Annotated in this window: 15 protein-coding genes; 9 read left to right on the plus strand and 6 right to left on the minus strand. The window is 72.1% G+C overall.

The annotated features are described in order from the left end of the window. Positions 1 to 67: 67 nt before the first annotated feature. The 8 genes from ribD (at position 68) to ASG95_RS09605 (ending at position 5827) form a co-directional block, all read left to right on the plus strand. A complete protein-coding gene (gene ribD / locus ASG95_RS09570; protein ID WP_235543677.1) occupies positions 68 to 1093 on the plus strand; it encodes a bifunctional diaminohydroxyphosphoribosylaminopyrimidine deaminase/5-amino-6-(5-phosphoribosylamino)uracil reductase RibD in 1026 nt (341 codons plus the stop codon). Then, positions 1093 to 1713, plus strand: a complete 621-nt coding sequence (locus tag ASG95_RS09575) for a riboflavin synthase (protein WP_057377291.1) — start codon at positions 1093 to 1095, stop codon at positions 1711 to 1713. Before ribD ends, ASG95_RS09575 begins: the two co-directional genes overlap by 1 nt. Then, entirely contained in the window at positions 1710 to 2423 is a 714-nt protein-coding gene (gene pnuC, locus ASG95_RS09580) for a nicotinamide riboside transporter PnuC (RefSeq protein ID WP_057377292.1), read from the plus strand. The genes ASG95_RS09575 and pnuC overlap by 4 nt, the downstream gene beginning before the upstream one ends. Then, on the plus strand, positions 2420 to 3646 hold the full coding sequence (locus ASG95_RS09585; RefSeq protein WP_200961897.1) for a bifunctional 3,4-dihydroxy-2-butanone-4-phosphate synthase/GTP cyclohydrolase II: 1227 nt from the start codon (positions 2420 to 2422) through the stop codon (positions 3644 to 3646). The genes pnuC and ASG95_RS09585 overlap by 4 nt, the downstream gene beginning before the upstream one ends. Beyond that, positions 3643 to 4128, plus strand: coding sequence for a 6,7-dimethyl-8-ribityllumazine synthase (gene ribH, locus ASG95_RS09590; RefSeq protein ID WP_056923324.1), 486 nt, complete (start codon positions 3643 to 3645; stop codon positions 4126 to 4128). The genes ASG95_RS09585 and ribH overlap by 4 nt, the downstream gene beginning before the upstream one ends. Beyond that, the gene (locus ASG95_RS09595) at positions 4125 to 4388 is read left to right on the plus strand and encodes a phosphoribosyl-ATP diphosphatase (RefSeq protein WP_057377293.1); all 264 of its coding nucleotides are present in this window, start codon (positions 4125 to 4127) and stop codon (positions 4386 to 4388) included. The genes ribH and ASG95_RS09595 overlap by 4 nt, the downstream gene beginning before the upstream one ends. A gap of 72 nt (positions 4389 to 4460) precedes the next feature. After that, positions 4461 to 5306, plus strand: coding sequence for an ATP phosphoribosyltransferase (hisG, locus tag ASG95_RS09600; protein ID WP_056923322.1), 846 nt, complete (start codon positions 4461 to 4463; stop codon positions 5304 to 5306). Further along, a complete protein-coding gene (locus ASG95_RS09605) occupies positions 5303 to 5827 on the plus strand; it encodes a PH domain-containing protein (RefSeq protein ID WP_235543685.1) in 525 nt (174 codons plus the stop codon). The genes hisG and ASG95_RS09605 overlap by 4 nt, the downstream gene beginning before the upstream one ends. A 36-nt stretch (positions 5828 to 5863) precedes the next feature. Here the strand turns inward: ASG95_RS09605 and ASG95_RS09610 are convergent, their stop codons facing one another. The 4 genes from ASG95_RS09610 to ASG95_RS09625 all read right to left on the minus strand — a co-directional run bounded on the left by ASG95_RS09610 (position 5864) and on the right by ASG95_RS09625 (position 9505). Next, complete coding sequence (locus tag ASG95_RS09610; protein WP_235543687.1) at positions 5864 to 7060, minus strand: CynX/NimT family MFS transporter; 1197 nt, start codon at positions 7058 to 7060, stop codon at positions 5864 to 5866. A 23-nt stretch (positions 7061 to 7083) separates the two neighbouring features. Then, positions 7084 to 8202, minus strand: a complete 1119-nt coding sequence (locus tag ASG95_RS09615) for an aromatic acid exporter family protein (protein WP_057377295.1) — start codon at positions 8200 to 8202, stop codon at positions 7084 to 7086. Position 8203: 1 nt separating this feature from the next. Continuing rightward, positions 8204 to 8779, minus strand: coding sequence for a DUF5655 domain-containing protein (locus tag ASG95_RS09620; protein WP_057377296.1), 576 nt, complete (start codon positions 8777 to 8779; stop codon positions 8204 to 8206). A 162-nt stretch (positions 8780 to 8941) separates the two neighbouring features. Continuing rightward, complete coding sequence (locus tag ASG95_RS09625; RefSeq protein WP_057378839.1) at positions 8942 to 9505, minus strand: hypothetical protein; 564 nt, start codon at positions 9503 to 9505, stop codon at positions 8942 to 8944. Positions 9506 to 9560: 55 nt separating this feature from the next. On the opposite strand from ASG95_RS09625, the gene hisF reads away from it, so the two are divergent. Next, entirely contained in the window at positions 9561 to 10334 is a 774-nt protein-coding gene (hisF, locus tag ASG95_RS09630; RefSeq protein ID WP_057377297.1) for an imidazole glycerol phosphate synthase subunit HisF, read from the plus strand. A 46-nt stretch (positions 10335 to 10380) separates the two neighbouring features. Here hisF and ASG95_RS09635 read toward each other — a convergent pair whose 3' ends face one another. Together ASG95_RS09635 and ASG95_RS09640 are read right to left on the minus strand one after the other, a co-directional pair. Further along, positions 10381 to 10674, minus strand: coding sequence for a DUF1905 domain-containing protein (locus ASG95_RS09635; RefSeq protein WP_235543689.1), 294 nt, complete (start codon positions 10672 to 10674; stop codon positions 10381 to 10383). A 48-nt stretch (positions 10675 to 10722) separates the two neighbouring features. Further along, positions 10723 to 11367, minus strand: a complete 645-nt coding sequence (locus tag ASG95_RS09640) for a TIGR03085 family metal-binding protein (protein WP_056923317.1) — start codon at positions 11365 to 11367, stop codon at positions 10723 to 10725. Positions 11368 to 11391 lie beyond the last annotated feature (24 nt).

Genomic DNA, 11391 nt, shown 5'->3' on the forward strand with positions numbered 1-11391 from the left:
CGCCCAGCAGGCCCGCCCTGCACGACCCCCCGGAGCTCGACCATCGGTCTCGAGCGAGGGCAGGACAGTGGCAGAGCAACCCACCAGCGACACGGCGATGATGAGCCGTGCCGTGGCGCTGGCTGCCCACGGTCCGAACGCCGACGCCAACCCCAGGGTCGGCTGCGTGCTCGTCGACCCCGAGGGTGAGGTCGTGGCCGCAGGCTGGCACCACGGCGCCGGCACCCCGCACGCGGAGGCCGACGCGCTCGAGGCGGCCGGGGAGCGCGCGGCGGGCAGCACGGCATACGTGACGCTCGAACCGTGCAACCACGTTGGGCGCACGCCCTCCTGTGCGAAGGCCTTGTATGCCGCGGGCGTCAGCCGCGTGGTCTACGCCCAGGCCGATCCCAACCCGGTCGCAGCGGGTGGGGCGGCCTGGCTGCGCCGCAAGGGCGTGGCCGTGGAGTCGGGTGTGCTCGCCGAGGAGGCGCTGGCGCTCAACCCCACCTGGACGCACCTGGTCACCACCGGCCGGCCGTGGGTCACCTGGAAGCTGGCGACGACCCTGGACGGCCGCAGCGCGGCAGCCGACGGCACCAGCCAGTGGATCACGGGTGACGAGGCGCGGGCCGACGTGCACGAACAGCGCTCGCGGTGCGGGGCGGTCCTCGTCGGCACCGGGACGGCCCTGCTCGACGACCCCCAGCTGACCGCCCGCAAGCCCGACGGCTCGCTCTACCCGCACCAGCCGATCCGGGTGGTGATGGGGGAGCGCGACCTGCCCGCCACGGCACGGGTGCTCGACGACGCCGCACCGACCTGGCACCTGCGGACCCGCGACCCCAAGCAGGTCCTGACGGCGCTGGCCGAGGCCGGTGTCCACCACGTCTGGCTGGAGGGCGGGCCCACCGTCGCCGCGGCCCTCATGGCGGGCGGCCTCGTCGACGAGATCGTCGCCTACGTCGCCCCGGTCCTGCTGGGCCGCGGTCGCCCGTCGGTGAGCGACCTCGGCATCACCACCATCGACCACGCGCTGCGCCTGCGTCCCACCGACATCACGCTGATCGGCCACGACGTGCGGATCACCGCAGCCTTGAAGGAGATCGCCTGATGTTCACCGGAATCGTGGAGGAGCTCGGCCACGTCGTCGCGCTCGAACCCGGCGCCGCGTCGGCCCGGCTCACCGTCGCCGGCCCGCTCGTGACGTCCGACGCGACCCACGGCGCGTCGATCTCGGTCAACGGCGTCTGTCTGACGGTCGTCGAGCACGGCGACGGGCAGTTCACCGTCGACGTCATGGCCGAGACCCTCGACCGCAGCAGCCTCGGCGGCCTCGCGGTGGGCGACCGGGTCAACCTGGAGCGCGCGATGTCGGCCACGAGCCGGTTCGGCGGACACATCGTCCAGGGCCACGTCGACGGCACCGCCGAGATCCTCAGCCGCACTCCCGGAGACCGGTGGGAGGTCGTGCAGTTCACCCTCCCGGAGTCGCTGTCCCGCTACGTGGTCGAGAAGGGCTCGATCACCGTCGACGGTGTGAGCCTCACGGTGTCGGCCCTCACCGAGCCCACCGACGGCACCCCCGCCACCTTCAGCGTCTCGCTGATCCCCACCACGCTTGCCCTCACCACGTTGGGACACAAGGGAGTTGGCGACACCGTCAACCTCGAAGTCGATGTCCTGGCGAAGTACGTCGAACGCCTGATCACCACCAAGGAGACCATCGCATGAACTGGCTCGAACAGCTCTTCTCGGCCGAGCTCACCCTCGGCAGCAGCCACATCCTGTGGCGTGAGATCGTCGGCAACGCCTTCGGTTTCGCGTCCGCGATCGGTGGCATGCGGCGGCGGGTGTGGGCCTGGCCGGTCGGCATCGTCGGCAACGTGCTGCTCTTCACGGTGTTCTTCGGCGTCGCGTTCAGCAACCCGCAGCAGGAGACGCTGTACGGGCAGGCCGGCCGGCAGATCTTCTTCATCATCACCAGCGTGTACGGCTGGTGGCGCTGGAACCAGGTGAGGGCCCGCCGGCACGCCGGTGACGACGCCCCGGCCATCACCCCGCGGTGGGCGACGGCAGCCGAACGCCTGCAGTACGTGGGCTTCTGGGTGGCCGGCGTCGTCGTCATGCAATGGGTGTTCGCCTCGATCGGCAGCGGCCCGTTCTGGCAGGCGCCGCGGTGGTACTTCTGGTGCGACGCCTGGATCTTCATCGGCTCGATCGTGGCGACCTATGCCATGGCGCGCGGCTGGAACGACTTCTGGCTCGCCTGGATCGCGGTCGACCTGGTGGGTGTCCCGCTGCTGTGGCACTCGAAGTTCTACCCGTCCGCGATCCTCTATGTCGTCTACGGCGCCCTGGTGATCTACGGGTTCTTCGTGTGGCTCAAGGCCTCTCGCGAGGAGCGCGACCCGGCGCCCGAGCTGAGTGAGGTCTCGGCATGATCGGCCTGGCCACCGTCGAGCAGGCCCTCGCAGCGCTGCGCGACGGCCGCCCGGTGCTGGTCACCGACAGCGCGGACCGCGAGAACGAGGGCGACGTGATCCTCGCTGCGCAGACCCTCACGGACGAGTGGCTCGCCTGGACGATCCGCCACACCAGCGGCTACGTCTGCGCACCGGTGACGGCGGCGACCGCCGATCGGCTCGGGCTCCCGCTCATGGTGGCCGACAACCGCGACCCGTTGCGCACCGCCTACACGGTGACCATCGATGCGGCCGAGGGCGTCACGACCGGGATCAGCGCGGCTGACCGAGCGCGAACCATCCGGCTCCTGGCCGACCCACTGTCGACCGCCGACTCGTTCGTGCGGCCGGGACACGTGATCCCGCTGAGGGCCAGGGACGGCGGCGTCCTCGAGCGCCCGGGTCACACCGAGGCGGCCGTCGACCTGTGCCGGCTCGCCGGGCTCGCACCGGCAGGCGCGATCGGTGAGCTGGTCAACGACGACGGCACGATGATGCGGCTGCCGGAGGTGCTCGCGACCGGCGCCGTCCACGACGTCCCGGTCATCACCATCGAGCAGCTCGTCGCCTGGCGTCAGCTGCACGACCGGGTCGAGACGCTTGCGGAGACCACGCTGCCCACCCGGCACGGCGAGTTCGCGACCGTCGGCTTCCGCGACCGGCTGACCGGCCACGAGCACGTCGCGCTGGTCAGCCCGAAGGGCGCTGAGGGCCCGAACCCGTTGGTGCGACTGCACTCCGAGTGCCTCACCGGCGATGCCTTCGGGTCGCTGCGCTGCGACTGCGGGCCGCAGCTCGAGCGGTCGATGGAGCGGATCGCCGCCGAGGGTGGCGTGCTCGTCTACCTGCGCGGCCACGAGGGGCGCGGCGTCGGGCTGGTCTCCAAGCTGCAGGCCTACGCGCTCCAGGACGCGGGGCTCGACACCGTCGACGCCCAGCTCGAGCTCGACCTCCCGGTCGACGCGAGGGAGTATGCCGCCGGTGCCGCCATCCTCTCCGCGCTCGGCTTGTCGTCGGTGCGGCTGCTCACGAACAACCCCGCCAAGGTCGAGGCGCTCTCGCGCTACGGCATCGCCGTGGCGGCCGTCGAGCGCCTCTCGATCGCGCCGAACTCCGCCAACCGCGACTACCTGCGCACCAAGCGTGACCGGATGGGCCACGACCTCGTGGTCGACGCGAGCGACCAGGGAGCCAGCGCGTGAGCGGACACGGTGCCCCTGCTGTCACCGCGGACGGCAGCGGCCTGCGGGTCGCGATCGTGGCCGCCTCCTGGCACACCGAGGTGATGGACGGGCTGGTCGCGGGTGCCCAGCGAGCCCTGGCCGAGGCCGGCGTCGTCGACGTGCCGCTCGTGCGGGTGCCGGGCACGGTGGAGCTCACCGTCGCGTGCGCGCGTCTCGCCCCGGCATACGACGCGCTCGTCGCGCTGGGGGTCGTGATCCGCGGTGGCACACCGCACTTCGACTACGTCTGCTCGGGGGTCACGCACGGGCTGGCCCAGGTGAGCGTGCACACGGGGATCCCCATCGGGTTCGGGGTGCTCACGTGCGACGACGACGCCCAGGCGCTCGACCGTGCCGGGCTGCCGGGGTCCAGCGAGGACAAGGGGCACGAGGCCGCGATGGCCGCCGTGGCGACCGCGGTCACCCTCGGCGACCTCGCTCCCCGTACCCTTGGCGCGTGAAGACTTTCGACGACCTGTACGCCGAGCTGGCCGAGAAGGCGGTGAGCCGACCCGAGGGGTCCGGCACCGTCGCCGCGCTGGACGCAGGCGTGCATGCCATCGGCAAGAAGATCGTGGAGGAGGCGGCCGAGGTCTGGATGGCTGCCGAGCACGAGGGCAAGGACCGCACGGCCGAGGAGATCAGCCAGCTGCTCTACCACCTGCAGGTGCTCATGGTCGCGGCCGACATCTCCCTCGACGACGTCTACACGCACCTCTAGCAACCACCGCCCGCCAGCAACCACCGCCCGCCAGCAACCACAGCCAGTCACCACGTCCAGAGAGTCACGCAGATGTTGCGCATCGCCGTCCCCAACAAGGGTTCGCTGTCCGAGCCGGCTGTCGAGATGCTGCGCGAGGCGGGCTACCGCACGCGCCGCGACACCAAGGAGCTCGTGCTCACCGACACCGACAACGAGGTGGAGTTCTTCTACCTGCGACCGCGCGACATCGCGGTCTACGTCGGCTCCGGCACGGTCGACTGCGGGGTCACCGGCCGTGACCTGCTGCTCGACGCCGGCAGCGCCGCCATCGAGGTGATGACGCTCGGCTTCGGTGGGTCCACCTTCCGGTATGCCGCGAAGCCCGGCACCTGCTCCAGCGTCGCCGAGATCTCGGGTCATCGCGTCGCGACCAGCTATCCGGGTCTGGTCGGCAAGCACCTCGCCGACCAGGGGGTCAGCGCCGAGGTGGTGCGCCTCGACGGCGCCGTCGAGACGGCGATCACCCTCGGCGTGGCCGACGTCATCGCCGACGTGGTCGAGACCGGCACCACGCTGCGCCAGCAGGGCCTGGAGATCTTCGGCGAGGAGATCCTGCGCAGCGAGGCGGTGCTGATCCGGCGCGAGGGCTCGCACGAGACCGCGGCCGTCGAGGTGCTGCGTCGGCGACTGACCGGTGTCGTCACCGCGCGCCACTACGTGATGCTCGACTACGACGTGCCCGTCGCGCTGGTCGAGGCGGCCTGCGCCATCACCCCGGGGCTGGAGTCGCCGACCGTCTCGGCGCTGCAGAACAAGGACTGGGCCGCAGTGCGCGCCATGGTGCCGCGGGCGCGGACCAACGCGATCATGGACGAGCTCTACGAGCTGGGCGCGCGGGCGATCCTGGTGACCGACATCGCCGCCTGCCGGTTGTGACGGCCGTGACCCCGTCGGGTCGGACCCCGCACTCGGCCGCCGGGAGCGCGGACGAGCAGGCGGCCTTCGCGGTGTTCCGTCCGCGCCGCGGGCGACAGGTGGCCTACGGCTTCGCTGCGCTGACCCTGGTGCTGTTCGCGGTGATCGCCGTCCTGCTGCCCGGCCCTGCCGAGGGTGGCACCTGGCGCACCGGCGACAAGATCTTCTTCGTGGGTGTCGGCGTCGCGATCGCGGCGATGCTGTGGAGGTTCGCCGCCATCCGGGCGGTGCCGACGCGTGACGGCCTGACGGTGCGCAACCTCTTCACGACCCGCACGCTGTCCTGGCGAGAGGTGCTCGACGTGCGCTTCTCCGGGGGCGACCCGTGGGTCAGCCTCGCGTTGTCCGACACCGACACGCTCGCGGTGATGGCGATCCAGAAGGCCGACGCCGAGTTCGGGCGGGCCGAGGCCGGACGACTGGCCGCGCTCGTGCAGGCGCTCGGCCCGTCGGCCACGAGCCCCGACGTCACCCTCGACTGACCTGGTCCGGCGCGGTCTCGACGGGCCGTCCTCGGGTCACTCCACCTTGCGCAGGCCCGGGCGGAGCAGGGCCGAGAAGCCGACCTGGGCCAGCATCAGCACCGTCAGCGTCCCCCAGACCGCGGTGAACCCGCCGGTGAGGTCGCGCAGGGCACCCATGCTCGCGGGACCGAACGACGCGATCGTGTAGCTGAACAGGAACGCCATCCCGGCCAGCCGCGCGCTGGCGGCGGGAGAGCCGGCGTAGTCGACCATCAGGACGAGGCCCAGCGCGAACGACGCGCCCTGGCCGAACCCCAGGACCGAGGCCCACACCCAGGGCGCACCGTGCGGAGCCAGCCACAGACCGGCCTGGCCGAGGAGCCCGAGCACCGACGCCGAGAGCAGCAGCACGCGCCGGTCGTGGATGCGGTCGGTGAGCGCCGGGGCCAGGAGCCCGGAGACGAGCTGGGCGGCGGTGAAGACGGACAGCAGGTAGCCCGCGTCGGTCGGGTCCCAGCCGCGGGCGGTGTAGGACGGGGCGAGCCAGGCCAGCGTGGAGTAGAACTCCACCGACTGGATGGCGAGGTAGCCGGCGACCAGCCAGGCCGTCGCGTGCTGCCAGGGGAGCCGGGCGGGGGCGACGACGGTCGGGTTCGCGGCACGGTGCCGCGCGTGCCCCGTCAGGACCGGCACCCAGGCGAGGACGCCCACCACCGCGAGCAGCGACCAGGACGCGAGCGAGGCCTGCCACGAGCCCAGCCAGCCCTCCAGCGGCACCGACAACGCCGACGAGGCACCGGCCCCGCCCATCATCGCCAGCATGTAGAGGCCGGTGACCAGCCCCGCGCGCTGGGGTGGGAAGAGTTCCTTGACCAGACCGGGGAGCAGCGTGCCGCCGATGGCGATACCGACCCCGGCGAGGAACGTCCCGGCATACAAGGGCCACGTGGCGCCGCCCGCGAGACGGAGGCCGAGCCCCACCGCGACGCACACGATCGACAGCTCGACCGAGGCCGCGGCACCCAGCCGCGCGGCGATCCGCTGCGCACTGGGGGCGAACAGCCCCATGCACAGCACTGGCAGCGTGGTGAGCGCGCCGAGGGCGGTGTTGGACAGCCCCAGGTCGTCGGCGATGGTCTCGGTGAGCGGCGGCACGCTGGCCATCGCGGTGCGCAGGTTGGCAGCGACGGCGACGAGCGCGAGCGCCATCAGCCAGACCGGGGGGAGATGGGGGTGGCGGCGAGTGGACATCGCCGCCAGTCTCGCAGCCTCGCTCAGTCGTCCTGCGGGCCGGTGGTCATCGACTCGGGCACCATGTCGCGTGCCTCGTCCAGCGGCATACCCGTGAGCATCAGCAGGTCGACGACCATCGACCGGATCTGGGCGCGCATCACCTCACCGGACAGCCCGGCCGACGGGTCGATGACCGCGCTGGCCTCACCGATCCGCTGCAGGCCGACCCTCGCGTTGGTGGGCAGCCGGCGTTCGCCGAGCTCGCGGGCGATGTCCTCGCAGGTCTCGGCCAGTGCGTCGAGCAACCGCAGGTATGCCGTGGGGACCGCCTCCTCGCGCCAGGTCGCGATCGCGGCCCGGCGGACCAGGACCCGCAGGTTGCGGATCGCGCGGTCGAGCGGTTCGAGGAGGTCGGCGATGGCCTGCACGCCGGGGAGGTGACGGCGCCGGAACGGCGACAGCCGCACGACCGCGATGCCCTCGGCGGACAGTGCCCGCGCCTCGTCGAGCATGGCCTCGGAGTCCCGGGCGCGGGACAGCGTGGCCGAGGCGAGGTCGGAGTCGCCGGTGCGCAGCGAGCGCGCCGTGTCCGCGAGGATCTCCCCGATCTCGTGGACGACGAGGGAGGCCTGCTGACGCGGCCGGCGCAGGGGAGCGGCGGGGGCCACGAGCGTGAAGGCCAGCGCCACGCAGCCGCCCACGACGGCGTCGAGCCAGCGGGTGAACGCCTGCCCCGAGCCGGCCACCAGGGTCGTGACGATCACCGACTGCACGCCGGCCTGGGTGATGAGCAGCATGCCCGCGCCGAGCAGGGCAGCCACGCTCATCGACAGCACGACCACCACGATGATCTGCCAGAACCCCGACCCGAAGAAGTGCACGAAGACATCGCCGACGAAGACCCCCACCGCGACCCCGAGCATCACCTCGGTGACCCTGCGCAGCCGCTGCCCGAAGGACATGCCGAGCGAGATCATCGCCGTGACGGGGGCAAAGAACGGCCGGTCGTGCTGGAGCACGTCGCTGGCCACCCACCACGCGGTGGCCGCGCCGAGGCCGCACTGCACGATGAAGAACATCCGGCTGACCAGCCGGTCGGTGCGCACCCGCGCCTCACGGCGCGAGCGCCGCGCCGCGCGGGCGAGGTCGACGGTGGACACGTCAGCCGTTCTGCGCGTAGGCGGCCTCGAGCAGCGGCCCGAGCGAGCGCAGGTCGTCCTCGTCCGCGTCGGCGGAGAGGTGCAGCCAGTGGGTCGCCTGCGCGAATCCCTTGGCCGGCGAGAGTCGTTCGTCGTCGGGCACGGCACCGCGGAACCGGAAGCCCACGCGCACGGTGTCGCGGGGGCCGGGAGCCACCGCCACGAACTGGGTGCGGCGGACCACCGGGATGTAGGTGCCGCGGCCCTCGCGGTGGGCGTCGTCGCCGAGTCCCTCCGCGAGCGTGACGATGGCGTCGTGGATCGGGCGCAGGTGCGCCTTCGCGTCTGCATAGAGCGCATCGGTGTAGCCGTCGGGGTCGGGTCGCTTCCACCCGGCAGCCGTGGCGGCCGCGTCGGCGATGGCCCACTGGGAGTTCTGTGGCACCCCGTGCACGTCACGCAGCCAGGCCCGCACGGCCCGCTGGTCCGGCGCGTCGACCCCTGACCCGTCGACCAGCACGAGCCACTCGTCGAGCGTGTGACCGGTGCGGGCCAACATCGACTCGCTGACCGCGGCCATCATGTCTGCGGGTTCCATGGCCCCGATTATGTCTGCCGGGTGCCCAGCCCGCCCTCCTCCCACCTGACCTGACCTCAGCTTTATCGGGTCAAGCAGGAAGCTTGACCCTCACTCGACTTTCGAAGTGGGGTGAAGGTCAAGCTTCTCCCTAGACCCGATAAAGCTGGGGCGAAAGACGGGCTAGCGGCGGTCGTGGGTCGTGTCGAGGAAGAGGTCGGCGCGTTCCCAGGTGCGGTCGGCCTCGTAGAGCCGGCGTTCCTGCGTGGACCAGCGGTCCCAGAACGGCGCGTAGCCGGGGTCGCGCGCCAGCCCTCGGGCCCGGCGCACCGACTCCTCGGCCTCCACCCAGACCAGCACCGAGGCGGCCTTGCCGGCGGGCAGCGCTCCGGCGCCGCAGCCCTCGAGGACGACGACCTCCGAGGACGGCAGCTGCACCCACTCGGCATACCGGCCGGCCGCCCAGTCCCACCGGCGGTACCGGGCGGGCAGGCCCTCGGTGAGCGGGCCCACGACCCACTCCTGGGCGCGATGGGTGCCGGCCCGCAGGCCGTCCCAGCCCGGGTAGAGGTCGTCCATGTGCACCGTCGGGGCGGCCAGGTCGGCGGCCACGTCGTTGGCCAGGGTGGTCTTGCCGGCACCGCTCGGACCGTCGATGCAGACCAGGTGCGTCGTGCCACAGAGCGGCCGGCTGGCGTCGACGAGGGCGACGATCGTCGCCACCACCGCTCTCTGGTCGACAGGCATGGTCGCTCTCTGGTCGACGGGCATGGGCTCCAGACTAGATCGCTAGGCTCGCCGCGTGAGTGTTGCAACCCGCGTCATCCCCTGCCTCGACGTCGATGCCGGGCGCGTCGTCAAGGGGGTCAACTTCCTGAACCTGCGCGACGCGGGTGACCCGGTCGAGCTCGCCAAGCTCTACGGCGAGCAGGGCGCGGACGAGCTGACCTTCCTCGACGTGACGGCCAGCAGCGGCAACCGCGAGACGACCTGCGACATCGTCGGCCGGACCGCCGAGCAGGTCTTCATCCCGCTGACCGTGGGCGGGGGAGTCCGCACGGTGGACGACGTCGACCGGCTCCTGCGGGCGGGGGCCGACAAGGTGGGCGTCAACACCGCCGCCATCGCCCGACCCGAGTTGATCGCCGAGGTGGCGGACCGGTTCGGCTCGCAGGTGCTCGTGCTCTCGGCGGACGTGCGGCGGCGGGTCGACGACGCGGGCAACCGCAGCGGCGGCTTCGAGGTCACCACCCACGGCGGCCGACAGGGCACCGGCCTCGACGCGGTCGAGTGGTGCGCCCGTGCCGCTGAGCTGGGGGCCGGCGAGATCCTGCTGAACTCGATGGACGCCGACGGCACCAAGGACGGCTTCGACGTCGAGCTGATCGAGCTGGTGCGCCGCGAGGTGCGGATCCCGCTGGTCGCCAGTGGGGGCGCCGGCCGGGTCGAGCACTTCGCCCCGGCGGTCCGCGCCGGGGCGGACGCGGTGCTCGCTGCGAGCGTCTTCCACTTCGGTGAGCTCACCATCGGTGACGTCAAGGACGCACTGCGGCAGGACGGCATACCGGTCCGCTGAGGACCCAGCCGATCGACGAGCCGGCCCGCGCGGTCGGCTGTTACAGCTAGTCGAGCACCTCGAGGAGCACCGTCACGGGGTCCTCCTCCTCGATGGACTCGGCCACGCGGACGGCCTTCTTGACGGGGAGGACGAAGCGGCCGTCGTCGCCGGGGAAGACCGAGGTCGTCCACGTCGTCGCGCCGACCGTGACCCGCACGCGCACCGACCCGAACCCACGGCCGGGAGGCGGTCGCTCGCTGACCACCTCGCTGGCCTCCTCGTCGAGGGTCACGAAGTACCAGGAGTCGCGGGCGCCCCACTCCCACAACGGGGCGGTGAACTCGACCTGCTCTCCCACGGCTCCTCCTTCCTGCCCCATGCCTTCTGTTGCCAGGACTCCGCCGGTTCAGGACAGCCCGAGGGGTGCGTCCCAGAGCGCCTGGACGGCCTCGTCGCTGCCGGTCACCTGGAGGTCGGCCACGCGACGGCGACCGTAGGCGGCGAGGACGAGCTCGGTCGCCTCCCCGCGCAGGGTCACGGTGCCGAGCTCGGTCTCGCCCCGGACGGTGAGCGACTTGCCGTCGGTCCGTTCGAGCACCACCCCGACCGGGCTGCGCCGGAAGAACAGCTTGCCCATCCGCTTGAGGGTCTTCCACAACGCCTTCTGCTCACGGAGCGGCACCTCGCGGCGCGGTCCGACCTGGCCGTCCCCACGCAGGACGTCCTCGTGGTGGATGAAGAACTCCACGAAGTTCACGGCGTCGTCGACCGAGGCCAGCTGGGTCGGCGCCCACGACGGGGGTCCCGAGCGGACCAGGTCGACCAGCTCGGGCCACGGTTTCGCGGCGTAGTCGGCCTGGCCGTCCTCGAGCCGGCCGGCCAGCGGCGGGATCCAGATCCCGGGTGCGAGGTCGGGGCGACGCTCGCGGACGACGAGGTGCGCCGCGAGGTCGGCCGTCGTCCAGGGTGAGCACAGCGTGGGTGCGTCGGGGCCGACCGCCTCGAAGGTGTCGCAGAGGGATTCGCGCTCGGTCCGGGCGAGGTGGGTCATGACGTCATCATGCCTGCCCCGTGA

Source organism: Phycicoccus sp. Soil803, from assembly GCF_001429685.1.
Taxonomy (GTDB): Bacteria; Actinomycetota; Actinomycetes; order Actinomycetales; family Dermatophilaceae; genus Pedococcus.

Bases quoted from the DNA above. Each gene is read 5' to 3' on its own strand.
- ASG95_RS09610 (WP_235543687.1), bottom strand. From the start codon at position 7,060: ATGTCCACTCGCCGCCACCCCCATCTCCCCCCGGTCTGGCTGATGGCG.
- ASG95_RS09625 (WP_057378839.1), bottom strand. From the start codon at position 9,505: ATGCCTGTCGACCAGAGAGCGGTGGTGGCGACGATCGTCGCCCTCGTC.
- ASG95_RS09585 (WP_200961897.1), top strand. From the start codon at position 2,420: ATGATCGGCCTGGCCACCGTCGAGCAGGCCCTCGCAGCGCTGCGCGAC.
- pnuC (WP_057377292.1), top strand. From the start codon at position 1,710: ATGAACTGGCTCGAACAGCTCTTCTCGGCCGAGCTCACCCTCGGCAGC.
- hisG (WP_056923322.1), top strand. From the start codon at position 4,461: ATGTTGCGCATCGCCGTCCCCAACAAGGGTTCGCTGTCCGAGCCGGCT.
- ASG95_RS09620 (WP_057377296.1), bottom strand. From the start codon at position 8,779: ATGGAACCCGCAGACATGATGGCCGCGGTCAGCGAGTCGATGTTGGCC.
- ASG95_RS09575 (WP_057377291.1), top strand. From the start codon at position 1,093: ATGTTCACCGGAATCGTGGAGGAGCTCGGCCACGTCGTCGCGCTCGAA.
- ASG95_RS09640 (WP_056923317.1), bottom strand. From the start codon at position 11,367: ATGACCCACCTCGCCCGGACCGAGCGCGAATCCCTCTGCGACACCTTC.